25 protein-coding genes are annotated in these 25,879 nt (G+C 41.9%); 13 read left to right on the forward strand and 12 right to left on the reverse strand.

What is annotated here, in order from left to right; all coding sequences use genetic code 11:
* Positions 1-38 precede the first annotated feature (38 nt).
* Both ACPZ3T_RS27390 and ACPZ3T_RS27395 read left to right on the forward strand, forming a co-directional pair.
* Entirely contained in the window at positions 39-2,366 is a 2,328-nt protein-coding gene (locus ACPZ3T_RS27390) for a CHASE2 domain-containing protein (RefSeq protein WP_490272578.1), read from the forward strand.
* Between the two features lie 33 nt (positions 2,367-2,399).
* Positions 2,400-3,167 carry a DUF928 domain-containing protein gene (locus ACPZ3T_RS27395; protein WP_490272579.1) on the forward strand — a complete coding sequence of 256 codons (768 nt, stop codon included), beginning with the start codon at positions 2,400-2,402 and terminating at the stop codon, positions 3,165-3,167.
* A 321-nt stretch (positions 3,168-3,488) separates the two neighbouring features.
* On the opposite strand, the gene ACPZ3T_RS27400 is transcribed toward ACPZ3T_RS27395, so the two are convergent.
* Positions 3,489-4,310: a type 1 glutamine amidotransferase gene (locus ACPZ3T_RS27400; RefSeq protein ID WP_490272580.1), complete on the reverse strand. Its 822-nt coding sequence runs from the start codon at positions 4,308-4,310 to the stop codon at positions 3,489-3,491.
* Between the two features lie 173 nt (positions 4,311-4,483).
* Complete coding sequence (locus tag ACPZ3T_RS27405; RefSeq protein WP_490272581.1) at positions 4,484-5,821, reverse strand: MurT ligase domain-containing protein; 1,338 nt, start codon at positions 5,819-5,821, stop codon at positions 4,484-4,486.
* Positions 5,822-6,101: 280 nt separating this feature from the next.
* On the opposite strand from ACPZ3T_RS27405, the gene ACPZ3T_RS27410 reads away from it, so the two are divergent.
* Positions 6,102-6,689 (forward strand): thylakoid membrane photosystem I accumulation factor, encoded by a 588-nt coding sequence (locus ACPZ3T_RS27410; RefSeq protein WP_490277389.1) that lies wholly within the window; start codon positions 6,102-6,104, stop codon positions 6,687-6,689.
* A 169-nt stretch (positions 6,690-6,858) separates the two neighbouring features.
* Positions 6,859-7,467: a hypothetical protein gene (locus ACPZ3T_RS27415; RefSeq protein WP_490272582.1), complete on the forward strand. Its 609-nt coding sequence runs from the start codon at positions 6,859-6,861 to the stop codon at positions 7,465-7,467.
* Positions 7,468-7,649: 182 nt separating this feature from the next.
* Here ACPZ3T_RS27415 and ACPZ3T_RS27420 read toward each other — a convergent pair whose 3' ends face one another.
* On the reverse strand, positions 7,650-8,336 hold the full coding sequence (locus ACPZ3T_RS27420) for a hypothetical protein (RefSeq protein WP_490272583.1): 687 nt from the start codon (positions 8,334-8,336) through the stop codon (positions 7,650-7,652).
* 307 nt (positions 8,337-8,643) lie between these two features.
* Positions 8,644-8,994, reverse strand: a complete 351-nt coding sequence (locus ACPZ3T_RS27425) for a hypothetical protein (RefSeq protein ID WP_490272584.1) — start codon at positions 8,992-8,994, stop codon at positions 8,644-8,646.
* 916 nt (positions 8,995-9,910) lie between these two features.
* On the opposite strand from ACPZ3T_RS27425, the gene ACPZ3T_RS27430 reads away from it, so the two are divergent.
* Together ACPZ3T_RS27430 and ACPZ3T_RS27435 are read left to right on the forward strand one after the other, a co-directional pair.
* Positions 9,911-10,483 (forward strand): Uma2 family endonuclease, encoded by a 573-nt coding sequence (locus ACPZ3T_RS27430; RefSeq protein WP_490272585.1) that lies wholly within the window; start codon positions 9,911-9,913, stop codon positions 10,481-10,483.
* Between the two features lie 125 nt (positions 10,484-10,608).
* Complete coding sequence (locus ACPZ3T_RS27435; protein WP_490272586.1) at positions 10,609-12,420, forward strand: aspartate kinase; 1,812 nt, start codon at positions 10,609-10,611, stop codon at positions 12,418-12,420.
* Between the two features lie 170 nt (positions 12,421-12,590).
* On the opposite strand, the gene ACPZ3T_RS27440 is transcribed toward ACPZ3T_RS27435, so the two are convergent.
* The 3 genes from ACPZ3T_RS27440 to ACPZ3T_RS27450 form a co-directional block, all read right to left on the reverse strand.
* Positions 12,591-13,364, reverse strand: a complete 774-nt coding sequence (locus ACPZ3T_RS27440; protein WP_490272587.1) for an MlaE family lipid ABC transporter permease subunit — start codon at positions 13,362-13,364, stop codon at positions 12,591-12,593.
* A gap of 229 nt (positions 13,365-13,593) precedes the next feature.
* Entirely contained in the window at positions 13,594-14,439 is an 846-nt protein-coding gene (locus tag ACPZ3T_RS27445; RefSeq protein ID WP_490272588.1) for a M56 family metallopeptidase, read from the reverse strand.
* Complete coding sequence (locus ACPZ3T_RS27450; protein ID WP_490272589.1) at positions 14,439-14,858, reverse strand: BlaI/MecI/CopY family transcriptional regulator; 420 nt, start codon at positions 14,856-14,858, stop codon at positions 14,439-14,441. Before ACPZ3T_RS27450 ends, ACPZ3T_RS27445 begins: the two co-directional genes overlap by 1 nt.
* A gap of 434 nt (positions 14,859-15,292) precedes the next feature.
* Here ACPZ3T_RS27450 and ACPZ3T_RS27455 point away from each other — a divergent pair, with 434 nt between their 5' ends.
* A complete protein-coding gene (locus ACPZ3T_RS27455; protein ID WP_490272590.1) occupies positions 15,293-16,030 on the forward strand; it encodes a 2-phosphosulfolactate phosphatase family protein in 738 nt (245 codons plus the stop codon).
* A gap of 433 nt (positions 16,031-16,463) precedes the next feature.
* On the opposite strand, the gene ACPZ3T_RS27460 is transcribed toward ACPZ3T_RS27455, so the two are convergent.
* Positions 16,464-17,921 (reverse strand): MFS transporter, encoded by a 1,458-nt coding sequence (locus ACPZ3T_RS27460; protein WP_490272591.1) that lies wholly within the window; start codon positions 17,919-17,921, stop codon positions 16,464-16,466.
* 53 nt (positions 17,922-17,974) lie between these two features.
* On the opposite strand from ACPZ3T_RS27460, the gene ACPZ3T_RS27465 reads away from it, so the two are divergent.
* Both ACPZ3T_RS27465 and ACPZ3T_RS27470 read left to right on the forward strand, forming a co-directional pair.
* Positions 17,975-18,484 (forward strand): phosphoribosyltransferase, encoded by a 510-nt coding sequence (locus ACPZ3T_RS27465; protein ID WP_490272592.1) that lies wholly within the window; start codon positions 17,975-17,977, stop codon positions 18,482-18,484.
* On the forward strand, positions 18,481-18,699 hold the full coding sequence (locus ACPZ3T_RS27470) for a hypothetical protein (RefSeq protein ID WP_490272593.1): 219 nt from the start codon (positions 18,481-18,483) through the stop codon (positions 18,697-18,699). The genes ACPZ3T_RS27465 and ACPZ3T_RS27470 overlap by 4 nt, the downstream gene beginning before the upstream one ends.
* 30 nt (positions 18,700-18,729) lie before the next feature.
* Here the strand turns inward: ACPZ3T_RS27470 and ACPZ3T_RS27475 are convergent, their stop codons facing one another.
* Positions 18,730-19,656, reverse strand: a complete 927-nt coding sequence (locus tag ACPZ3T_RS27475; protein ID WP_490272594.1) for an AEC family transporter — start codon at positions 19,654-19,656, stop codon at positions 18,730-18,732.
* Positions 19,657-19,757: 101 nt separating this feature from the next.
* Here ACPZ3T_RS27475 and ACPZ3T_RS27480 point away from each other — a divergent pair, with 101 nt between their 5' ends.
* Entirely contained in the window at positions 19,758-20,567 is an 810-nt protein-coding gene (locus ACPZ3T_RS27480; RefSeq protein WP_490272595.1) for a M15 family metallopeptidase, read from the forward strand.
* 170 nt (positions 20,568-20,737) lie between these two features.
* Here the strand turns inward: ACPZ3T_RS27480 and ACPZ3T_RS27485 are convergent, their stop codons facing one another.
* Complete coding sequence (locus tag ACPZ3T_RS27485) at positions 20,738-22,192, reverse strand: energy transducer TonB (protein ID WP_490272596.1); 1,455 nt, start codon at positions 22,190-22,192, stop codon at positions 20,738-20,740.
* A 262-nt stretch (positions 22,193-22,454) separates the two neighbouring features.
* Here ACPZ3T_RS27485 and ACPZ3T_RS27490 point away from each other — a divergent pair, with 262 nt between their 5' ends.
* Together ACPZ3T_RS27490 and ACPZ3T_RS27495 are read left to right on the forward strand one after the other, a co-directional pair.
* Positions 22,455-23,108 (forward strand): MotA/TolQ/ExbB proton channel family protein, encoded by a 654-nt coding sequence (locus tag ACPZ3T_RS27490; protein WP_490272597.1) that lies wholly within the window; start codon positions 22,455-22,457, stop codon positions 23,106-23,108.
* The gene (locus tag ACPZ3T_RS27495; protein WP_490272598.1) at positions 23,092-23,493 is read left to right on the forward strand and encodes an ExbD/TolR family protein; all 402 of its coding nucleotides are present in this window, start codon (positions 23,092-23,094) and stop codon (positions 23,491-23,493) included. The genes ACPZ3T_RS27490 and ACPZ3T_RS27495 overlap by 17 nt, the downstream gene beginning before the upstream one ends.
* Here ACPZ3T_RS27495 and ACPZ3T_RS27500 read toward each other — a convergent pair.
* Entirely contained in the window at positions 23,483-23,611 is a 129-nt protein-coding gene (locus ACPZ3T_RS27500; protein ID WP_490272599.1) for a hypothetical protein, read from the reverse strand. The two genes, ACPZ3T_RS27495 and ACPZ3T_RS27500, sit on opposite strands and share 11 nt — an antisense overlap.
* Before the next feature lie 123 nt (positions 23,612-23,734).
* Here ACPZ3T_RS27500 and ACPZ3T_RS27505 point away from each other — a divergent pair, with 123 nt between their 5' ends.
* On the forward strand, positions 23,735-23,956 hold the full coding sequence (locus tag ACPZ3T_RS27505; protein WP_490272600.1) for a hypothetical protein: 222 nt from the start codon (positions 23,735-23,737) through the stop codon (positions 23,954-23,956).
* 105 nt (positions 23,957-24,061) lie between these two features.
* Here the strand turns inward: ACPZ3T_RS27505 and mrdA are convergent, their stop codons facing one another.
* Positions 24,062-25,879 carry a penicillin-binding protein 2 gene (gene mrdA / locus ACPZ3T_RS27510; RefSeq protein WP_490272601.1) on the reverse strand — a complete coding sequence of 606 codons (1,818 nt, stop codon included), beginning with the start codon at positions 25,877-25,879 and terminating at the stop codon, positions 24,062-24,064.

A 25,879-nucleotide genomic window follows, 5' to 3' on the forward strand; every position in this document is an offset into this window, starting at 1 on the left:
CTAATTTCGACTGGGCAAATCAGAGCAAAGCGATAGTCATGGCTAAGTTAGTGGTGTTGAAATTTGGCGACGGTGGTTTTGAGCAAGGGTTTACCGTCACTTTACAGATTGGAGAAGAACGCGATCGCCCGGCGACAGAAATTACAGGTAAACTACCCCCATGTCCTGAAATTAGCATTTACTACAGTCGTTGGCAGGCTAGCTATTTACAGTTAGGTAGCAACTATCGTTTAGATGCGGACAAAATTCAAATCACTAATGTCTCTGTCACTCAAGATTGCCATGAACTTGCCCATCTCTTACGCGCTCACTTTAATGCCTGGCTCAAAGCCGAAGATTTTCGCCCGTTACGGGAAAAATGGTTAGAAAAATTACTTCCCTCAGACGAAATCAGAGTCATTCTGCAATCAGAAAATAGTCAATTGCAAAGACTGCCTTGGCACGTCTGGGATTTACTAGAACGTTATCCCAAAGCAGAAATCGCCCTTTCCTCACCTAGTTACGATCGCATTCATAAACCCCCTACTCCTAACTCAACTGTCAATATTTTGGCAATTGTCGGCAATAGTCAAGGAATTGATACCCAGGCAGATCAAGCTGTTTTACAAATGTGCCATCATGCCGATGTGAGTTTTGTGGTAGAACCACAGCGTAAGGAATTGACTGATCATCTCTGGCGGAAAAACTGGGATATCCTATTTTTCGCAGGACACAGTTCTAGTCAGAGGAATGATACCACCGGGAGAATTTATCTTAATAAAACCGATAGTCTCTCCATTGGGGAACTCAAATATGCCCTCAAACAAGCTATAGAACGAGGTTTACAATTAGCAATTTTCAACTCCTGTGATGGGTTGGGTTTAGCGAGGGAATTAGCTGATTTACACATTCCCCAAATTATCGTCATGCGTGAACCTGTTCCTGATCAGGTAGCGCAAGAGTTTCTCAAATATTTTTTGCAAAGCTTTGCTAATGGTGAGCCTTTATACCAAGCAGTCCGACACGCACGGGAACGCTTACAAGGACTAGAAGATCGATTTCCCTGTGCTACTTGGCTACCAGTAATTTGCCAAAATCCCTCTCAGATACCCCTAACTTGGGATGAACTCACCCAACCAGCAACCCAAGAAATATTTTATCCTCCACCAGTGGCCAAAAAATGTGGCTGGAAAAGGCTAGGGTTATCTAGTTTGGCGGTGACGGCTGTAGTTTGTGGCTTGCGGGTGTTAGGAGGATTACAAGGCTTAGAACTGCAAGCCTTTGATCAGATGATGCGATCGCGTCCTGATGAGGGACAAGATCAACGTTTATTGGTAGTTACCATTGATGATGAGGATTTAGCCAATCAAAGACGTAACGGAGAAACTTTAAAAGGAACATCAATTTCCGATAAATCTTTGAATCAATTACTAGTTAAACTGAATCAATACCAACCTAAAGCCATAGGTTTAGACATCTACCGCGACTTTCCAGCCGAACAAACAGATTTAAAATCACAACTACAAAAAACTAATAATTTAATTGGCATCTGTAAAGGTAGTGACACTACAGTCAATACTAAAGGTATTGCACCACCACCAGAAATTGCTAAGGAAAGATTAGGCTTTAGTGACTTCATTCATGATAGGGATGGTGTGGTACGTCGCCATCTTCTATTTATGAACCAGGAAACCGCTTCTTTGTGTTCTACCTCCTACGCCTTCAGTACCCAACTAGCATTTTTATATCTCTCCTCTTTAGGAATCCAACCAAAATTTACTGCTGGTACATCTCCCAATTTACAGTTAGGTAAAACAGTATTACACCGCCTATCAACTCACGGTGGGGGTTATCAAGGAATTAATGCTAATGGTGGTCAAATTCTGCTCAACTATCGCGCCTCTCAACAAATTGCAGAACAGGTAAAACTCACCCAGCTATTATCTAACCCCATTAATCCCAACGCCATCAAAGATCGAATTGTTCTGATTGGTGTGGTAGCTAAGGGAGATTTTCCTGACTATTGGGCTACACCCTACGGTAATTTGTTAGATGAACAAATGCCTGGGGTAATGGTACAAGCTCATATGGTCAGCCAACTTATTAGTGCTGTTTTAGATGGTCGTCCATTGTTACGAGTTGTGTCACCTTGGTTGGAAATAATTTGGATTTTGGTTTGGGCAGGTTGTGGTAGTTTATTAGCTTGGCAATGGCGTTTATCTCCCAGGTTAGCATTAGCAGTTGGTATTAGTTCTATTGTTTTATATTTACTGTGCTGGAGTTTATTAATTTTAGGTCTTTGGCTTCCGTTTGTACCATCAGCACTATCATTAGTAGGAACTGTCATCGTAGTTTCAATTCAAAAATCAAAACTCAACAGCCAATAGTCAGCAATTTTAGTTAATAAATAACAACTAATTATGAAAATATTATTCTCACTAGCCATTGGCTACAGCTGTTTTTTAATCGGTCAAACCTTAGTAATAGCTACACCCGTACCACGTAGCTCCAATGTCACCCCAATTCAAAAACTCAGCTTTAACCCACCATCCCTACCAACTTCTGAGCCTCCCCCTGGAGGTCGTAATCGTGGCGGTGCTAAACGAGGTTTGTGTCCCGCAGTACAACCTCAATTGACAGCTTTAGTACCCTATACCGAAGATGTTCCCACTGTCACTAACGTCTGGGGATTGACCACAGAAGCACATCCGACCTTAATGTTTTTTATCCCATACTCTCGTAATTCTGAGTATCCTACAGAATTTGTCTTGCAAGATGATAAATCAAATGTAATTTATCAAAAAGCGATCGCTCTGCCAAAAACACCAGGAATCATGAGTATTTCTGTACCGGAAAATATTACATTGGCAGTAAATAAACGATATCGTTGGTTTCTCACTGTTAACTGTGAACCACACAAAGATTCACCCCCGACTTATGTTGAAGGAGTAATAAAACGAGTCACCCTGGAGAAAAAAGTTACTGAACAACTAAAAACAGCCACACCCCTGCAACGTTTTGAGATATATTCCCAAAACGGAATTTGGCACGAAGCATTAACCACCATATCCCAATTACATCAACAAAACCCCAAAGATAAAACAATTCAACAAAAGTGGCAGAATTTGCTCACCAGTATTCGCCTAGAGGATATTGCATCTCAACCATTAGTAATGAGCGATAAGTGATAAGTGGGGACTTTTTGATTCAGCTAAAATAAATTTATCAGGGGTAGCCTATTGTTACTTGGGGTTGACTAGACTCTGTAGGGGTGGGTTAACAAAGATGATGAATGATTAACGATGATCTGGGTGAACCCACCACTACAAATGTTTATTAAAATATAGGATTCCTACTTGATTTTTGAACAGATACGTAGATACGTAGGGTGTGTTAAGCGTAAGCCGTAACGCACCCTAGTCCTTGGTTCTAGGTGCGTTACGCTGTCGCTAACACACCCTACATATACTTGAATTTTTTCAGAAATCAAATCTCATTCCTATAGATTGTTAAACTTTAGCTACTGCGTTAGATTTTGGTAAGTTAACCTGCAATTTTTTAAACATTGCTTCTCTAGCTTGCATTGCTAAAGTATCTTCTAAAGGCTGTAAAGTAATTGTTTGCTGATACTTTAATCGCAGTGCTGTTTGAATTAACCAGTCAGCGACAAAGGGATTTTTTGGTAATAATGGCCCGTGGGAATAAGTGGCGATCGCATTTTGATAAAACGCCCCTTCTGTGCCATCTTCGCCATTATTACCTAAGCCATAAACGACTTTTCCTAAAGCTTCCACTTTACCTAATTTAGTGCGTCCGCCGTGATTTTCAAAACCTACTAAATAGGGTTTAGTTCCTGTCATCTGTTCTAAATCTTTGGCGAGTCGGCTGGCTGTTACTTCTATAACTAAATTACCGATACAACGCTTGGTATTTTCGCCAGGATGAACAGAAACTAAATCGAGGATTCCTAAACCTTGTATACGTTGCCCAATTCCGGGTTCGTAATAGTGTCCTAAAAGTTGGGGTGAACCGCAAGTAAAAACCCCTGGTGTACCGTTTTCGATTTTCTCGCGGATAGCTTCGGCTTTCGCACCTTGCAAGTCACGCATCACAATTTCTTGTTGTCTATCTTGTGCGCCACCACCTACTATCACATCTACAGATTTAATATCATCTGCTGTGGCGTTTTGGTCGAGGGGTAATATTTTCACGTCATATCCCCGCCATTGGGCGCGACGTTCGATAGTAATCACATTACCGCGATCGCCATAGGTACTCATTAATGTAGGATATAACCAACCGATTGTTAATTCTAATTTTTGGGTGTTCATTGTTTTAGGTAATAAGGAATAGGGGAAACTATAGGCTGTGTGACAATTTTCTTTTAAACCTAACCCCCAACCCCTTCCCTACAAGGGAAGGGGAGCAGGAATCAAAGTAGAGACGTTGCATGCAACGTCTCTACAGTTGCAGGAGAGGGGTTATCGCGTGACTATTGCCTAATTTACAGAATTTTCCTACCTGTGAGAACTTCTCGCACTTCTAGCATGGCTGAGTAGGTGGGGAGAATGTGCAGGGTTTCATTAGGGGGTGTGTGTTCTAAGGCTGTGGCGATCGCTTGCTTTAAGTCTTCTTCAACAATTAAATTTATATTACTCTGGGGCATTTTTTCGCTGTAACGCAGACGTAAGGCCATATCATAGACGCGATCGCCACTCACTATTAATGTACCGCCACGTTCTACTAATTTTTCTGTGTCTACGTCCCAAATCCAGGATACATCTGTACCGTCGGGGGTGCGATCGTTTAGTACCATTAATGTAGTCTTATCGCTGCTTTGGGTGACGACGCGAATAGTTTCATTTGTGCCGACGGGATTTTTTGATAATAAAATTCTGACACGTTTACCATCAATTACTAAATCTTCCGCACGTCCAAATGCAGCTTGAAAGTTATTAATACTATTCCTAATTGTATTTTCATCTACCCCTAATTCTTTAGCAGCAGTGGCGGCGGCTAAGGTGTTGTATTTGTTATATAAACCGACTAAAATTTGTTGCCATTCGCTACTAACTAAGGCTGGTTGACTCTTAGTAAATCCGCAACTAGGACAAGTGAAATCGCCTAAGTGAGATAAATACACACCTTGATAATTTAGAGAATGTCCGCATTTGGGACAATATATAGAATCAACGGCGTGGGGAATGGCTTCTAAATAATGTTCTGGTTCATTTAAGCCAAAAAATAAGACCTTTTGGGGTAACTGTTGACCGAGATGGGATAAAGTGGGGTCATCAGCATTAGGAATAACAACTGTTTCCGGTGGCAGAGTCGAGATTACTTTTGTCCAGCGTTTACTAATAGTATCAACTTCGCCATATCTATCAAGTTGATCTCGGAATAAATTTAAACATAAAATCGCTTTTGGTTGGAGTGGTGTCAATACCTTGGGGACAATATTCTCATCTACTTCTAGAATTGCATAATCAACATCCAGCGTTCCTACCAAATTAGTACTTTCAAGAAAAGCCGTCATCAAACCATTTTCGAGGTTTGCCCCCGTGGAGTTATGACAAACGCGGAAACCTTTATTTTCTAATATCGTGCGTAAAAGCAGAGCCGTAGTAGTTTTGCCATTAGTCCCAGCAATGATAATCACACCATTTTTAACTTGCTGGCTCAACAATTGTAACAGTCGCGGTTCAATACGCCGAGCGATCGCCCCTGGTAATACACTAGCAGCACCCAGCCGCAGCGATCGCACCCCAAAGGTGACACTTTTAGCCACCAACACCGCAACCCCTAAACGCACTCTATCTATAACTTTTATCTTATTACCCACATCTATAACCCTAAATCTTTAGTCAATAGTAAATAGTAAATGGGAATTGGGCATTGGGAATTGGGAATTGAAATAAAATCTCCCTTGTCTCCCTTGTCTCCCTTGTCTCCCCCTACACCCCTACACCCCTACACCCCTACACCCCTTCAATACCCATTCCCCACAGATCCCCCTAAGCGTTATCTTAAAAAGTAGTAGACGGGCGTAATTATATAATCCAGCCCTGGTTGCCTAATTCAGCACACCTAACGATAAATAGTAGCTTGCAAGGTGCTTTTTGATGATTAGTATCGAGTTTCCTGTTTTACATAAAAAAATTGCTGACTGGCGGCGGTTGGTTTCCAAATGTCTGTCATTGCTAATTTGTTTATTCATTGTCGGTATACAGCCAGCTTGGGCAGGTATCAATGATGATAATTATGATGGCAATATGTTTGTAGTGTATGCCGGTAATGGTTCGTTAGTACCTCCCAGACAAACCCTCGCCCAGTCTTTAGCCGAACATAAACCCACAGTGTTAGCTTTTTATTTGGATGATAGCCGTGACTGTAAGGAATATGCGATCGTTATTTCACGCATACAAGAATTTTATGGTCAAGCGGCTGAAATCATGCCAATTAGCTTAGACACCATCCCCAGCAAAAACAGCTATGAACCCACCGAACCAGGATATTACTACAGTGGAGGTGTGCCGCAAGTTGTAGTTTTTAATCAGTCAGGTGAGGTAGTTTTAAATAAACAAGGTCAAGTACCCTTTGAAGAAATAGATGATAGACTACGGGAAGTGTTTGATTTATTGCCACGTACCGAATCAGTACAATTAAAACGGCGATCGTTCAATGAGTTCAGTAGTGAGTTAGCTAAATAACAGTGAGGGTAGACCAAAATGGTCTGCCCTGAATTTTAGTACGATTTGTTACTGTATTTTTCATCCTATAAAAGCTAATGTTGAATTTAGTCCATAGTCAATCAATTTTAGATTTTAGATTTTAGATTGACTGATAACTAATGACCAATGACTAGTAGAGTGGTTGCTGATGTCAAAGGTTTATACTACTGATGAGCTAATTGAAATTTTGGCAGCTGAACGCCAAGCTTGCCTGAAAGGAGAACGCCTAAAATTAGAAGTTAATGTCTCTGGTAATCCTGTAATTGACCAATTTATCAGAACAGAAGGACTGCAAAAATTCACAGCCTATCAAGATTTTAAAGCAGCCATTCACAATTATCAACAAGAATATCAAGTTTCTGGGATTGTTTGGCGTGAGATGACAGTCAAAGGTAAAACCTTACGTTACCCAGAAGTAGATACACAATTAATTGCCCTAGCTAGTGATTTAGAAGTCATCAAAGCAGCGAAAAATTCTATATTGAATTTTTGGTATGAAGTCACTGCACAGATGGATTTGTATTTAAGTTTTAACAACAGTAAACAATATCAAAAAATCACTATAGCTGATGTAGAAAGAATTGCCAAAATTACTGAATGGGCTAGTTTATGGAAATGGGAAAACCCGAATTTTTTAGAAATGATTTTACAGATGGGATGGGGTAAACCAGAAGAAGCCAGTTATAAACGTGGTAGGCCAAAATCAGGTAGTGAATTTATTCATGCTGTCAACCCTGGTAATCAGCCAATTGGGTAAATATTTTAGATGTAGATGTAGTGGACTGATAAGCCTAAAATGTTGCAAAGAAATTGTAGGTTGGGTTGACGCGAGGAAACCCAACACCAGCATCTATGTTAAGTTTTCGATATTTATGTTGGGTTTCGTTCCTCAACCCAACCTACATCTACTAACATATGCTAAAAATACTGCCAAAATGCCTAAGTTTCTTTATTAAATAGATATTTAGGCATTAGTTGCCGCATTTTGTAAAGTTGTCTCAGATATTCTTCAATGTCAGAGGGGTCTAATCGATCTTCAGTTTTGTATAAAATAGCAAGATTGTCGTTGATTTCAAAATTAGTATCCACATGATTTAATAAGTATTCTATCATTTGCGGGTTGCAAAAACTGGATGCAAATTTTTGATCATCGGAGCTAACAGTAAATAATCTAGTAAATTCTAATGAACCAAATTCGATATCCTTAAAGCCAAGTTCAAAAGCAATTCTGCAAAAAAAGCCTTTGGGATATATTAATAATTTAGGAAAATGACGCTCAAGTTTAATAATAACTACTCCAATATAATGGTCAGTATATGTTGTACTTTGACTATATTTCCCTGTTGTATGTGTACTTTGAGTCCAGTAATGAAAATTGAAAGCTTCTAATGGGTAATTATTCCATGTACCTCTAACAACATCTATTACATATGGACTTGCTACGAATGGTACTTGGCTAAGAAAATAATAATTGTTGTAGGTTTGATAGTCCTTCTCAAAATTGCAACTCCATCCACGTAATCGCGCCCATTCACTGTAATGTTGCCTTCGCTCGTTTTCACTTAAAATGTTTAGGCATATTAAAATAATAAAAATAATAATTCCAAGTATAATAGTTACTTCCATCTTGACCTCCGTTCATTCTACTTTGTCCAGACAGATTGCGGTTATACTTGGAAATTATACTAAATATGTGAAATAACACCTAATTCTGTAGAATAGCGATCGCTTATAGGATTCATACTTGATTTTTGAACAGATAGGTAGATACGTAGGGTGTGTTAGCGACAGCGTAACGCACCTATTACTAAAGCTTGCGGTGTGTTAGGCGTAAGCTGTAACGCATCACAAGCTTTGGTTTAAAGTTAGGAAAATTCACACCAATTTCTACAATAATATCTCCCCTGCTTAAAAGCTTTTCACTCCGCAGAGATTATTGACTTGATTGTGAGCGTGTTTTCTTTCGGTATGATTTGCGTGTTCCCCCAGCCATGCTATACTCATCGCTACTCTTTCCATAGCGAGATGCAACACTCAGCAGCATATGCTCAGAATAATCATTTAAAGCCCGTTCTGCTTCGACTAAGGAATTTTGTGTTTTCTCTACTATTGTGCGTGCTTGATTGTAGGCGGCTAATTTTTGGCGTAAATCATTCACCATATTTGTGTAAGTAGTCATTGACAAACCATTACCAAAATCTAAATCAGAGCTAATTGTTTGTAATCCTTCAATTCTTCGTTCAGCTTTAGTCAGCGCAAGTGAGTTACGTCTCCGTTGCGTCATAAATTTTTCCTTTTTTTACTAACTAAAAAGATGTAGGTTTATAGGATTCATATTTGATTTTTGAATACAGGTAGAATGTATTAGCAGAAAGAGTGCAACATCTACTAAAACTTTCGGTGCGTTACGGCTTACGCCTAACACACCCTACTAACGTGTCAAGGCTAAAATAGTGCAATAAATGTAGGTTGGGTTGAAAGCAGTGAAACCCAACATGAACTCGGAAACTGAACATAAATATTGGTGTTGGGTTTCCTTACGTCAACCCAACCTACAATTTTTTTGCAACATTTAAGGCTTGCCACGCCACTACATATACTGTGATTTTTTCTCGCAATCAAACCGGATTCCTATAGATACTAAAAGCATACGCAATCAGTATCTATCGCAGGTTGAGTAAAGCTACATATTTTTTTAATTATTGTAATTAATAACTATGAGTGATTTTGCTGAAATTTTGTCCTGAAAATTAGTTTACGAGTCATACCAATTCTCTATGAAGTTGCGCTAAATAAATGATGTAGAGACGTTGCATGCAACGTCTCTACAGTACAGAATAAAGTGCATCTATGGCTACGCCAGGCAAGCTACATCAAGAAACGGTATCAGAAACTTAATTTACAACTCAGAAACTTAATTTACGACTCAGAAACTTAGTTTACAACTCAGAAACTTAGTTTACGACTCAGAAACTTAGTTTACAACTCAGAAACTTAGTTTACGACTCAGAAACTTAGTTTACGACTCAGAAACTTAGTTTACGAATTATATATTAGCTTCACAACTCAAAAAAGAGATGTTTGAGCTAAAAATCAGTGTTGCGATACCTTAAACAACCGCTCAAAAGGCGATCGCTCTTTTCACTTAAAAATGCTAGGATATCGCCAAGTTGTATTACTCAACCTTGGAAGTTAGCATCATGGTTGCTTCTCCTCAAGAAAAATACCTCAGTCCAACAGAATACCTGCAACTAGAGGAACACAGCCCAGAAAAACACGAATATATTGATGGCTACATTTACGCAATGGCTGGCGCAAGTGATCCTCATGTTACTATTGCCCTTAACTTAGCAGTGTTGTTGCGTAATCATGTACGGGGTTCGGGTTGTCGTGTTTATATAGCTGATATGAAAGCCCGAATTGAGTCTTTAAACCGTTTTTACTATCCTGATGTCATGGTAACTTGTGATGAACGCGACCAAGAAACACCAACGTATAAAAGATTTCCCTGTTTAATTGTGGAAGTGTTATCTAATTCGACTGAGGCTTTTGACAGGGGCGATAAATTTGCTGATTATCAAGGCTTAGAAAGTTTACAAGAGTATGTTTTAATTAATACCAAGCGTCAACGGGTGGAGTGTTTCCGACGAGATAAACAAGGTTTGTGGATTTTGCAATCTTATACACCAGCACAAGAATCATTTTGTCTCAACAGTGTTAATTTTGAGGCGACAATGGCAGCATTATATGAAGATGTCACCTTTGAAAGTTAACCTGTTCTTAAAAAAGTCAGATATGCTTGCTCATTATTTAGTAAACTAATTAACTATTAATGACTGCACAGCTTCCTGACTTGGGAAGCATAGAAAGCAGCAGGAATATTGATTAAACAAAAGTTATGCCGCTTATAGTTCAGAAATTCGGTGGTACATCTGTCGGTTCAGTTGAACGCATCCAAGCCGTTGCCCAGCGTGTTCATAAAACTGTCAAAGCTGGAAATTCCTTGGTAGTGGTGGTTTCGGCAATGGGAAAAACCACCGATGGACTCGTTAAGCTAGCCAATGAAATTTCTACCAACCCCAGCCGCCGGGAAATGGATATGCTTCTATCTACAGGGGAGCAAGTGACGATTGCTTTGTTAAGTATGGCGTTGCAGGAAATTGGACAACCAGCAATTTCTATGACTGGCGCACAGGTAGGAATTGTTACCGAAGCAGAACACACCCGCGCTCGGATTTTGCAGATTGAAACCGAACGGGTGATGCGTCATCTCAATGATGGTAAAGTCGTTGTTGTGGCTGGATTTCAAGGGATTTCTAGCAACGGTGAGTTAGAAATTACGACTTTAGGGCGTGGTGGTTCTGATACATCGGCCGTAGCTTTAGCCGCCGCCTTACAAGCTAACTTTTGTGAAATTTATACCGACGTACCAGGGATATTAACTACAGACCCCCGCCTAGTTCCCCAAGCGCAGTTAATGGATGAAATCACCTGCAATGAAATGCTAGAATTGGCGAGTTTAGGGGCAAAAGTATTACATCCCCGTGCGGTGGAAATTGCCCGTAACTATTGTGTACCATTGGTAGTCAGGTCAAGTTGGACTGATGATCCGGGAACATGGGTAACAACTCCCCAACACCAAGAGCGATCGCTAATTAATTTAGAAATTGCCCGTCCTGTAGATGCGGTAGAATTTGACACCAATCAAGCCAGGGTAGCACTGTTACGTGTACCAGATAAACCAGGGGTGGCAGCTAAATTATTTGGGGAAATTTCCCGGCAAAAAGTAGACGTAGATTTAATTATTCAATCAATTCATGAAGGTAATACTAATGACATTGCCTTTACAGTAACTACACCCATACTCAAACGCGCCGAAGCTGTCGCCTCCGCCATCGCTCCAGCTTTAAGAAATCCATCTCACCCCAACACTGATGAAGCCGAGGTGATGGTAGAACAAGATATAGCTAAAGTTAGTATTGCTGGTGCAGGGATGATTGGCCGCCCTGGAGTAGCTGCTAAAATGTTTGCCACCTTAGCCGAAGCTGGGGTAAACATCCAAATGATTTCCACTAGCGAAGTCAAAGTTAGCTGTGTAATTGATGCCAGCGATGGCGATCGCGCCGTAGCCGCATTATGTCAAGCTTTTGAAATAGTAGCCTCCCCCACTCCCCCAGTTGCCCTTGCTGCTGCCACAACCCATCCCCCCGTGCGCGGTGTCGCCCTAGACTTAAACCAAACCCGTCTAGCCATTCGCCAAGTCCCCGATCGCCCGGGAATGTCTGCTAAAATCTTTGGAATCTTAGCACAGCACAACATCAGCGTAGACATGATTATTCAATCTCAACGCTGTCGCATCATTGATGGTGTAGCCACACGAGACATAGCTTTTACAGTTCCCCGCATCGATGGAGAAATTGCCCAAAAATTGCTCACAGAAGCCGCCACAGCATCAGGATGGGGTGATGTAATTTTAGATAATGCGATCGCTAAAGTTAGTATCGTCGGTGCAGGCATGGTAGGACAACCAGGTGTAGCCGCCAAAATGTTTGATGCCTTAGCCCAACACCAAATTAATATTCAAATGATTGCCACCTCAGAAATTAAAATTAGCTGTGTTGTAGCCCAAGAACAAGGCGTACAAGCTTTGCAAGTCATACACTCTGCTTTTAATTTAGCTGGCAGTGAAAAATTTGTTGTCCCGGCTTAGAAGGGGGCAGGGGGCGGGGGGCAGGGGGCAGGGGAGCAGGGAGTAGGGGAGCAGGGGAGACAAGGGGGACAAGGGAGACAAGGAAGACAAGGGAGATGTTATCCCAATACCCAATTCCCAATTCCCAATGCCCAATGCCCCATGCCCAATGCCCCATGCCCAATGCCCCATCACACTACAGGACTTTCAAATAACAATAAAGATAGGAAAAAATCTGTGATAAATATTGCTACCCAGGTAGTGACAACTGCTGTAGTAGCAGATTCTCCTACTTCTTTTGCGCCGCCTTTAGTAGTTAGTCCCCAACTACAGCCATTAATAGAAACTATCGCTCCAAAAATTAAGCCTTTGAGTAAAATAGTGAATACGTCTGATGTATCTAAAAAATTTCTTACTGATTCTAAAAATATTTCAGGAGGAACTTTATAAAATTTCGCAGCCGCAAAAATTCCGCCACAGATGCCTATGATTAAAGCAAAAATCATCATAATTGGCATCATTAAACAACAAGCAATTACTCTCGGTAAAACTAGATAATCAATAGGGTTAGTTTTGAGCATATATAGCGCGTCAATTTGCTCAGTCACACGCATTGCACCTATTTCCGCAGCAAAGGCAGAACCTACTTGCCCGGCAATAATACTTGCTGTCAAAATAGGTGCTAATTCTCGACAAAACGCTACAGCAAACGCTCCTCCTACAGTACTGACAGCACCAAATTTTACTAATTCTCTAGCAGTTTGAATCGTAAATATCATCCCGGAAAAAACACTTACTAGCAATACTGGAGATATTGAACCAGGCCCTGCACTCACCATATGTTCTAAAATTTTCCGGTAGTAAGTTTTTCCTTGAATTAAATGTAAACAAACTTGTCCAAAAAGTAATACTGCCGCTAAACAACGCACAATCCACAATTGATCTAAATTCTTTTTTGGTTGCAATTTTAACGCCCAAATCAGTTTGTAATTCGTAATTTGTAATTCGTAATTCGTAATTCGTCAACAAGCCCTAAATAAAAAACCGGGTTTCTGAACGAAAGATTAACTTTTTAAGCTGAGGGATTTGCAAGAAACCCGGTTTTTAAATCTCGAAAAAACCCTTGTATAGTTGCCAAACAAGGGTTTTTCAATTTAATGAATGATTGAGTTATTGTACAAAAATGCCTCATATTTAGGTGTGAAATATCACCGTTAATAAGGGCAATAATGCTAATAAAAACGTGTGCCAAGATTGTAAATTAACTTCTGGGTTTGGGTTGGGTGGTGTTAGTAAAGCGTCAATTCTTTGTTCTAAGCGATTGCCTACACCATCACCTAAAGCTGCACAGCAAATTTCTGATTGATCAAATACAGAAGCATTGCTAATTACTAATAATAGAGATTCTGCCAACACTAAAGGGTCTACTTGCAATGCAGCGTAATGATCAGCGCGTAATTCTCGTAGGACTAAAAGTTCTTGCCACAGGGGTTCTGTGTTGGGTAGCCAAGCGGTGCAGGTGCGTATCCAACTCAGCCAGAAAAACCAAAATGTGTCTCTATAGTAATGGTGTCCTTGTTCGTGGGCTAATACGCTCTCTAAATGTTCTGGAGACAGGGTTTGTAGTAATCCTTGACTAACTACTAATTCTGGTTGCCAAAAACCAATTTGACCGGCAAATAATGCTTCTGTATTCAGTAACCTGATCAATCTACCGTCAAAATTCACTAGAGGACAATCACGGGCAGATTGTAGCGATCGCCAACCTTGATAAGCTAGTTTTAGGCATAACCCAGAGAAAATGCTCAACACAACTAAAGCCAGGCAATAGCTAAACCAACCTGTATACATACCACCCATTTGCCCTTGCGGCCCCATACACAGCACCGCTATCCCCGTCATGAAAATCAGCAACGGTGGGAACAGAAACAGAAACAGCGATCGCCGCCAACGTACATCCCAACTACTATGAGAATGAATCTCAGAACGGCGCAACATTACTGCTACTACCACAGTGATTAAAATCATGATTAGGTGCATTATTGTTCCTCCCTGGCTTGCCGTGCAGCTTGAATACGTTTAGCGATCGCTGCAATTTGGTCACTAGCCGCCTCATCCAGACTATCAGCAAACGCCGCTACCACATCAGGATTACCCACAGCCAAAAACTGCTGTAATTGTTCATGGGCTTTAATTACCTGTGCCTGCTGTTTTGTCAACAAAGGCCGCCAATAAAAAGCTTTACCTTTTTTATCACAGATTAGCCAACCTTTATCAGTGAGACGACGTAAAACTGTAGTTACAGAAGTATAAGCTAACTCTCGGTTAGGATCAGCCAAAATGCGATCGTGAACATCCTTGACCGTAGCTGACCCTAATTCCCAGATAATATTTAATATCTCAGCTTCTAAAGGGCCTAAAGACAGTTGTTTAGGACGATAATCAGGTAAAGGGGCCATAGGTATTAAAGATTAGGGACTGGGGAGAAATCAATTCAACAAGAAGGCAACGGGGAGCAGGGGGCAGGGAGCAGGGGGCAGGGAGCAGGGAGCAGGGGAGAGACTAAGCCTTGTTTCCTGCGCTTTTTTGCTCTGCCTCTTTGCTGAATTGCTTTCCCTGTATTCTTTCAGATTATCTGATGAGACACAAACTCTAGCAACCTTAATCATTGATTAATATCCAACCACAGATAAAAATCCCTCGTTCCCCATGCCCCATGCCCCATGCCCCATGCCCCATGCCCCATGCCCCATGCCCCATGCCCCATACCCCACAATAATCAATTCTCTTGCCTAACCATAAGAAATACTCGGACATTAAGTGTCATTATGGTGATGACGAGCCATTAGAATGTAATCTCGGCAATAGTATTGAGAGCAGGTGTATCCCCAGCGTGAAGCTATTCATATACCATACCCCGGAACAAACTCCAACTGACAAAGCCCCAGACTGTGCGATCGCAGTCGATGTTTTGCGCGCTACTAGCACTATAGCAACTGTCCTCTCATCTGGGGGCGAAGCGGTGCAAGTCTTTAGTGATTTAGATCAACTTATTGCAGTCAGTGAACAATGGCCAGTAGAAAAACGGCTGCGAGCTGGAGAAAGAGGCGGTGGTAAAGTCGCTGGTTTTGAATTAGGTAATTCACCCCTCGACTGCACACCGGACTTAGTGCAAGGAAGGCGTTTGTTTATTAGTACCACTAATGGAACTCGCGCTTTAAAACGGGTACAGCACTCAGCTACTGTCCTGACAGCCGCCTTTATTAACCGTGCCGCAGTTGTCCAATACCTGATAGACAAGCAACCGGAAACAGTTTGGATTGTCGGTTCTGGTTGGGAAGGCAGTTTTTCCTTAGAGGATACAGCCTGTGCAGGTGCGATCGCCCATAGTGTGATTGAAAAATCTCAATTACCACCAGAAGAATTAGCTGGTAACGATGAAGTGATTAGTGCGATCGCTCTCTATTCCCAGTGGGAAAATAATCTCTTAGAACTATTCCACCATGCTAGTCACGGTAAACGGTTGTTACGCCTACAATGCCATGAAGACCTAAAATATTGTTCCCAAACCGATATTTTACCTGTCTTGCCTACACAGCAAGAACCAGGAGTATTTAAACATAAAGCTTAAATATGCAAACTCGATAAACGCCAAAATTTCTTGATGATTAGCCTTTTTCTAAAATTTACCTAGAAAAGGGCTAGTTTTTTACAGCTATCAGTTATTGAAGTTAGTAGTGAGGGCTTCAGCCCTGCTTTGAGGGCTAATACCAATTTTGGATTCTTGAAACAATACTACCTATCCCAATTCGGTATATATAGCGATTCCCAGTTAAGTGAGGTACGGGTAGTATTTTGAAACGCAAAGGGGAGGCAGCGCGTTGCGGGGGTTTCCCCCGTTGTAGCGACTGCCGTCGCGCAAAGTAAAGCGCAAAGGTACGCAGAGATTTGTACCTCAGCAGGCTAGGAAACGCTATAGGACTAGTATTTGATTTTTCCCCCTGCTCCCTGCCCCCTGCCCCCCTGCTTACCAGAGCGATTGTATATTTTTTAGTTGGAAGTCCCTAAATATTCTCTCGCTGCTGACGGCGTGCTTCGAGTTGTAGCATAATCTCTGCGTGCATCTGGCGGGTGATGGGGTAGAAATAGGTTAAAACTAAGCCCACAATTAAACAGATGGTGGGTAAAGGGCCAACGGCGATGCGAATGGCGGTTAATGCTGATTCTGGTTGGATGGGTGGTGGACTTTGACCGGCTACAGCTTCTTGAAAACCAGATGCTTCTAAGGCGTTACCTACCAAAAATAGCCCAAAGGCTAAACCAAATTTTTGCAGTAACACCATAAAACCGTAAAAAATCCCTTCCCGCCGTTGTCCGGTTTGCAGTTCGTCTAATTCAATCACATCGGGTATCATCGACCAGGGAACTAGGTAAGCTGTGGAAACACCAACCCCCGCCATCACAGCCATTGTATACATTAAACCTATTTGACCGGGTTGTAAGAAAAACAGTCCGGCTGCGGCTATTATCCATAAACTCATCCCCAGGAAATAAACTAGTTTCTTACCAACTCTTTTACTCACAGCCGTCCAGACAAATAACATTAACAGGGCTGTTCCTTGCACTGCAATCATCACTGTCGGTACATCTGCATTTTTCAAAGACATACAATAAATGACAAAAAAGGGAATAATGCTGGCGGTGATTTGCACCCCTAGCCAAGAACATAGATAGATGCCGATAACAAATAGAAACGGACGGTTGGTAAAAACAATTTTCAGTTGTTCTAAAAATGGGATAGATGCAGATTCTTCGACTTGAATACGTTGAGCTTCAAAAGCCAAAACACGATCGCGCACCCCAAAAACACACCAATATAAAGATACAATCGAAATTACAGTACAAATTGCTGCTAAAACTATATATTGTTGTTGCTCATTGGCTATGCGGGAAAAAACCACTTGCGCTAATAACAATGACAAAATACTACCCCCAATAGAAAAAGCAAAACGAAAGCTATTGAGGCTAGTACGCTCGTCATAATCTTGGGTAAGTTCTGGGGTGAGTGCAGTGTAAGGTAAATTCACCACCGTGTAGAATACTTGGGAAATCAAACCAATCGCTACGTAATACCAAAATAAACCCCAAACATTACTACTCTGGTTGCTACTAAATCGCGGTACAATCCACTGTAAGAAAAAGAAAATCCCAAAAGGAATTGCACCATAAAACATCCAAGGTAAACGACGACCCCAACGGCGTGATTGGGTTTTATCTGTTAACACCCCCACAAAAGGATCATTGACGGCATCCCAGATTTTACCAATTAACAATACACTGCCAGCTAAACCCGCCGGAATCCCCGCTACATTAGTAAAGAAGATTAACAGAAAAAATATCGCTATGTTAGCAGTAATTGCCGGGCCTAAATCCCCTGCACCATAAGCTAACTTCGTTTTCAAATCTAATTTTTGACTAAATTGATGCTTGGGGGGATAGCCATCAGCAGCAGAATCCTTCATAATGTTTTGCACCCGTAATAAAATATAAAGTTTAGCTATAAAATACTTACTTTATGCCAGAACTTTACGTTTCTTGGTCAGACTATCACTATAAAATCGAGCAACTGGCTGCTCAAATTTATCACTCCGGTTGGGAATTTAATCAAATTGTCTGTCTAGCCAGAGGCGGACTCAGAGTTGGTGATATTCTCTCCCGTATATACCAAAAGCCTTTGGCAATTTTAGCAACGTCATCTTACAGTGGCCCCGGTAAACAAGAAAGAGGTAATTTAAGTTTTTCTCGTCATCTAACCATGACGACTGAAACTTTAGGTTCGCGCATTCTGCTTGTGGATGACTTAGTAGACTCTGGAATTACACTCAAAGAAACTATTCCTTGGCTTGACGAAAACATCGACTCTCCCATTGAAGATATTCGCACCGCCGTAATTTGGTATAAAGCCTGTTCTATCGTCGCGCCTAACTATTACATTGATTATTTACCTGATAATCCTTGGATTCGTCAACCTTTTGAACATTATGAACACATAACCCCGGCGGAATTGGCGGCGAAGGTGGGGTGAGGGGATGTAGCAGGCAGGGGGGCAGGGGGCGGGGGGCAGGGGGCAGGGGGCAGGGGAGACAAGGGAGACAAGGGAGACAAGGGAGACAGGGGAGTGTGGGGGGAAAGATTTGTTCTCCACCATCCCACACCAAGCACACCAAGCACACCCTGCGCCATGCCCAATGCCCAATGCCCTATGCCCAATGCCCAAAATTCTTTCATTTTGAATTTTGAATTTTGAATTGATATGCCCAATGCCCTATATTAAAACAACCATAACCACATGGGTAGGGTGATGAGTAAAAGCATAGCTCCGCCTGCTAAAGTGGTGACTGCAAGATTGCGATCTAAATTAAAGTTTTCGGCAATTACTAGGGAAGCAAAGGCTGGAGGCATGGCCATTTGTAATACAATTACTTTGGCGGCTGGGCCTGTTAATCCTAAAAGGGGCAAGGTACAGCCTAAAATGAAGGGAACGATGAGCATTTTAATTACTAAGCTCATTCCTACCTGGGGTAAGTTAACCCAGGTGTTTAGCTTTGCCAAGCGCATCCCAATTAATATTAAAGATAAACCTACTGTAGTCCAAGCTAATTTATCTAGGCTGAAGGCAACTACATGGGGAATTGCTATTTGACGCAATAATAAGCCTATACCAAAACACCAGATGGCAGGGTTAATCACAATAGCTTGAGCGACTTGAGTAATTTGTGCTTGATTTTGGTGATTATCGCCAAAACGCGCACCTAAAGCTACACCCAAAGCATAAGCACCGGGAAAAGACCCCAATAAGTCGTAAAATAATGCCCAAGCAAAGTATTCTTGACCGATAGTTGCTAAGGTGATGGGAAAGCCTAAATATCCTGTGTTACCAATCATGGCGGCTAACAACAGACTGCCTTGAGTCGGCTTTTGGGGGATGGTTTTGCTAAAGTAACCTTGGAGTTTAATTCCTAGCCATGCTAGAAATGCTCCTAGTAGAATAGCAAGGTATGCGATCGCTGGAGCAATCCAAATTCGTCCTGATAAGTCCGCTTGGCGCACAAAAGCAATAATACTGATAGGTACTCCCACCCAAAACAAAAATTGCGCTAAACGAGTCGGAACTGTACTAGGTAATTTCCGTCCCAGGATAAATCCTATCAGGACTAATCCTACAAGTTTGACGTATAGTTCTAGCAGATTTATCAATGTTGTGTCTGGAGATATAAATGTAAAATGCTACCCAATCAGTTTATTTCTATTTAGTCTAGAATCTGTTATGAATTGTGAACAAAAGCAGGAGTTGACCTGTGAATAAAGCTGGATATTCTGGAAAACCAAAAAAATCATTAGGTGAGCCTCATGACGATATTCCAGCCGCTTTACGCGATACTCCTGATGTTAGGCGGAAAACAAAGGTAAAACCCATAGTTTTATTACTTGGGGGTGTATCAATATTTGTGCTGCTGGCTATAATTAGCGGTTTTTTGTTTTCTCTCATCACACCCAAAAAAACCGCCGAGTCTCAACCTTCCCCAGTTAGTTCTATTCCTACACCAATTCCGACTAACTCCCCCAATAATAATATTGATTCTGTATTGGGACATTTGGCATATCCAGAAGCACCAGCATCCGAATTAGTCCCCATCACTGCTGATGGGCGCATTAGAATGCGAAAAAACGCCGCCGCCAGATATCAGGCGATGGCGCAAGCGGCGCGGAGTGCGGGTGTAATTTTAGTACCTATTTCTGGTTTTCGTTCTGTACAAGAACAGGAACGGTTATTTTTTACTATTGGCGCGCAACGCAATCAAACCCCAGCAGAACGAGCAGCCTTGAGTGCGCCCCCTGGTCATAGTGAACACCATACTGGTTATGCTATAGATATTGGGGATGGAGTAGCACCAGCGACAAATCTGCAAGTTATCTTTGAAAATACCAGAGCTTTTCAATGGTTACAAGCCAATGCAGCCCGGTTTGGCTTTGAGATGTCCTTTGAGAAAAACAATGAACAAGGGGTAAGTTATGAACCTTGGCACTGGCGTTTTGTTGGCGATCGGGATAGTTTAGAGACATTCTATAAAGCTAAAAATATCAAACCAGTGAGAATATCTCCGTAAGTGGTGGGGGTGTGGGGGTGTAGGGGGCAGGGGGCAGGGAGCAGGGAGCAGGGGGAGACAAGGTAGACAAGGTAGACAAGGTAGAAAGATTTACTCCAATGCCCAATGCCCCATGCCCAATTCCCAATTCCCAATGCCCCATGCCCCATGCCCAATTCCCAATTCCCAAATCACTCAGATGTAGAAGCTTCTGGTGTTGATTGGGATTGAGATGGCTGCCGGGAACGACGTAAAGCATTCCGTAAACGACTAGCACTAGAAGATGAAGTTGATTGTGTTTGTTGTGTTTGATTCCTGCGCCGCCGACGAGTTGGGGTTGGTTGTGATTGAGTTGATGATTGAGTAGCTGTACGCTCACGTCGTACTCTGCGTAGAGAATTTCTAACGCTTCTTTGATTGTCAGATGTTCTGGTATTGGTGGTTGACGCTGTTGATGGTTGTGATGTCGGAACTAACCGCCTGCGTCTGGTTCTATTTTCTGTATTTGTGCTAGAGGTAGACGTTGTGTTATTAGATGCTCTGGAACTTGGGGTACTACTAGCCGCTTGTTGTCTTGCTTGTCTTTCTCTTTCTCTTTGTCTTTGTCTTTTACGCTCTTGTAGTTCCCGATAACGCCGAGAACCTTGAATTGCATATTCAGTATCGATAGCTACTCCTGTTCTACCATTAGCAGAAGGTTTTAATTTCCAGTTACGTGCTTGTCTGAGGGTTTCTTCATCTAAGTCACGATTACCACTAGAGTTGACAATTCTGACATTAGTAACATTACCTTTGTCATCAGTATCAACAGCTACTCTGACGTTGCCTTCTATGCCTCGTCTTCTGGCAGCTTCTGGATACTTAGTACCGCACTCACGACAAGCTGCACGACCATTCCCTGCTCTGGGGGGATCATTTCTAGTATTATTACTGCTTGGTGGAGAGTCTATTTTGACAGGACTGGGGGCTGTACTTACTGCTTCACTACCTCTGCTGCGTCTAATACTAGGTAAGCTATTGTTATTATTACCAGAACCTACAGTAATGCTAGAGCCTGTATTGCTAGAGTTATCTGCACTTGTATTTCCCTGAGTTGCTCTAGCATCTCGGATATCACCTAGCAACCCTCTTAATTTGTTACTGCTTGCTTCTACAACTTGGGTTGTCGTTGGTTGTGTATTAGTGGGTTGAGTTGTTAGGACTCTTGGGGGTGGTGCGCTAGTCTTAGCAGTCGCCTGTTGAATTTGAGGTGTTTTGAGGTTTTGAGAAACCTTTGGTGCTGGCTCAGTTTTTAATTTTACAGGGGTGACAGCTACAGGTGCGATCGCTTCTTGTCTTGGTTGGGGTGCTAAATTCACCCTCGTATTATTTACCTCTGGTATCACCCGGCGCGGAGGAGGTGCAATTTTTGGTTCTGGTTCAACCTCCTCTGGTGTTGGTTTAGTTTCTACAGGCGGAGTTTCAATTAATGTCACTTCTAGGGGTTCATTGTCAACTTCAGAATTTCTCCGTAGCAGATTATTTATACCTATGGTCAATATACCAATATGCAACGCCACCGAGCCAATCAGGCTGTAAACCAGAAAAGACCTGAGAGCCTCAGTTTCCTTGGAACGCTGCTCAACAGCTATGCCCGAAAAGGTCATAATTTATTGCGACCTACTATTACTAACCAGAACATATTAGAATGCTTAGATACAAATATCAAGTAATTACTTTATCAAGTTAATACCTGTCTTTAATCATAGGAAAATGCTGTAATAGTTGATGGGAGAGTTTTTTAGCGGAATATTGATAATAATTAATTGCAAAAAAATTGCATTTTTATTAAAAGGATCTTGACAATTACTCTCAACTTATCTGAAGATTCCATATAGTCTCTGTGTGTTTAGTTTAACGAGGCTCTGCATGGGAATTACAAAACTGTTTACAGCTGGCGGCATAGTTATGTGGCCGCTACTAGGATTTTCTGTATTAGCGGTGGCATTAATTATTGAGCGCGTCAGGTTTTGGTTAAGAGTCAATAGCCGTCAAAGTCGAGTCATTGCAGAGGTATTGAAACTCTATCGGTTAGATAATGTGGTGGGTGCAATAGATAAACTTCGGCAAAATGCAGATTTACCACTATCAAGGGTGTTTTTAGCAGCGTTGGAATTAGAAGAACCAACTCCTGAAGAATTTCGTTTGGCTTTAGAAAGTGAAGCACAAGCGGAGATACCTATACTCAAACGGTTTCAAAATCTTTTTGACACCATCATTGGTTTAGCACCCTTATTAGGTCTGTTGGGGACAGTATTAGGGTTGATTACCTCCTTTGCTTCCTTAGATATTGGGGATGTGGGCGGTACACAAGCTACAAAAGTTACCGATGGTATCAGTGAAGCATTGGTATCAACAGCAGCCGGCTTAATAGTGGCGATATTTACACTATTTTTTGCTAACTCCTTTCGCGGACTTTATAGCCGACAGATGGCGTTGTTTCAGGAATATGGTGGGCAGTTAGAATTACTTTATCGTCGTCGCTATGAGCGAGGGGAAAAATCCTATGCGGCTACAAGATGAACCCGATATACCAGCACAAATTAATGTTGTGCCAATGATCGATGTGATTTTTGCGATTTTGACATTTTTTATCATGTCAACGCTGTTTTTAACTAGATCAGAAGGCTTACCAGTAAATTTACCAAAAGCAAGCACAGCCAATCAACAACAAGTACCTACAAAAATTACTATCACCGTTGACGAACAAGGACAAATTAGCCTCAACCGTCAACCAATACTAGTAGATGCTTTAGCAGAACAAATACGTAATGTAGCTGGTTCTAACTCAGAACCTTTAGTAATTATTAATGCTGATGAAAAAGTAGGACACGGTAAAGTAGTAGCAGTGATGGATCAGGTACGGCAAGTTAAAGGAGCAAAATTAGCGATCGCTACTAAAAAGTAATTTGGGGCATGGGGCATGGGGAATTGGGCATTGGGAATTGGGCATTGGGAATTGGGCATTGGGGAGGCAGTGCGATGGGCGGGTTTCCCGACTTGTAGCAACTGCCGTCATTGGGCATAAGTTATTCTCTCCCTTGTCTCCCTGCTCCCCTGCCCCCTGCCTACCTTGTCTCCCTTGTCTCCCCTACACTAGGCTGTTGACTTTGTTGAAATTTGGGCGGTTTTTAGTAATTTTGTACGCGATGTTTAATTTGTGCCTCAAAGCCTTCTCAAAACACAGTTTCAGCCATCGTAACTACGCACATTTTTTGCATGGACAAAATCCCAAAAAAGGTACAGAGTCAACAGCCTACCCCTACACCCCTACACCCCTACACCCCTACAGGGCTGACTATCCCTGTTCTGTCATTTTAGGAGAACCCAATCGCTGGAAGCCTTTCAGAGCTTTAATTTTCGGATTTTAGCTATAAATTTTAGTTTCTGTTAGAAAATAAAGGCTGAAAGCTTGATTAAATCAAAGGTTTAGAATTTTGCTTCAATTATTGTTTTCCGAGAGTGACATAACAGGGCTATTGACCATTGACTGGCTGTTTATACTTATTAGGATATTTGCGTTGGAAATGGTCTTCCATGATTTGTAAAATCATTGGGGCTGCAACACTACCGCCACCGCCGCCGGAATGTTCAGCAAAGGCAACAATCAAAACTTCTGGCTTATCAGCTGGGGCATAAGCACCAAACCAAGCATGATTTTGCTTGATACCACGCTTCCAAGCTTCGGCTGTACCACTTTTACCGGAGACTGGGGGAATAGTAGGTTTATTTAAAACTTTGCCTGTCCCATCAGTGATAACTTTACGCAATCCTTCCTGTAGGAGTTTAATCGTTGAAGGCTTCATATGGACATCTTTTCGCCAACTTCTGGCTTCTTCATTGTCCTTAAGCAAATGTGGCTGGACGCGATAACCACCATTAGCTGGAACAGCAAACATTACCGCCACTTGTAGAGGTGTACCCAATAAAGCACCTTGACCAATAGACATATTAATTGTGTCGCCTATAGTCCAAGGCATATTACGAACTTTCCGCTTCCATGCGTCATCGGGGACTAAACCTTTTGATTCTTCGGAAGTGAACTCAAAACCTGTTTTTTCCCCAAAGCCATATTTACGAGTCCACTTAATCAGAGTCGGCCCACCAACTCCCTTAGCAATTTGATAAAAGAAAGTATCACTACTCCACTGCATTGCGCCGACAAAACCTAACGGGCCAAAACCGGCATGATTCCACTCACCAAATCTAGTGCCACCAATAGTTAATGAACCGTAGGTTTGGAGAACTGTGTTAGGAGAAAACTTACCTGATTCTAGTCCGGCGGTTTTGGTGACAATTTTAAAGGTACTAGCGGGGGGAAAAGCACTCAGGGCGCGATTTACTAGGGGATGATCTTCACCTTGTACAGATTCCCAGTCTTTTTGTGTCAGTTTTTGCTTCGAGAAAATGTTGGGATCAAAGCTGGGATGAGATACCATTGCTAAGACAGCACCATTTTTGGGATCAAGGGCAACAATTGCACCATTGCGTTTTCCCAAGGCTTTTTCTGCTGCTAATTGCATATCTAAATCTACAGTCAGGCGGATATCATTACCAGGTTTGGCTTGTTTTTCTCCTAATACCCGCAATGGTCGCCCAGCACCATCAACTTCTACCTGTTGACCTCCCCATTCACCCCGGAGTAAGCTTTCATAGGCTTTTTCTACACCCATCTGGCCAATTACATCACCCAGACGATAACCGTCTTTTTTCTTTTCTTGGAGTTGTTCGGCGGTTAATTCGCGTGTGTAGCCGAGTATATGTGCTAACTCCCGACCGTGGGGATAGTAACGAACTGCTTCGGTATGTATTTCGACATTTTGCAATTCGTTTTCATATTCTTTGATAGCTGTAATTTGAGCTTCGTTTAAATTACGAGCAATACGAATCAGTGAAGACGAGTTAGCACCAGCTTTTTCTAGTTTCTTTTCGATTTCCTCTTGAGGAATTTCCAAAATTTTAGACAGACGCGCCCCAACTACTGCCCAGGAAGGTTTAGTATGTGCCATTGGCCACAAATACACAGACCGGGGATAGCGTGTACTAGCTAATAACTTGCCGTTGCGGTCAAAAATATTACCTCGCTCTGGTTGTTTAGGAATCATCCGAATCCGATTTGATTCAGCGCGTTTGCGGTAGTATGCTCCTTCCACAATTTGCAAATATGCCAACCGCGCACCGATCCCAGTCGTCATTAATAAGGTAAATATGATCAAAAATATAGACTGGTAATTCCGTCCAACTGTACGTGTATTTTTTTTGCCTCCCAGGGGAGTTGGTTGGAATGTAGCCAT

This window comes from Aliinostoc maniaoense (genome assembly GCF_058172895.1).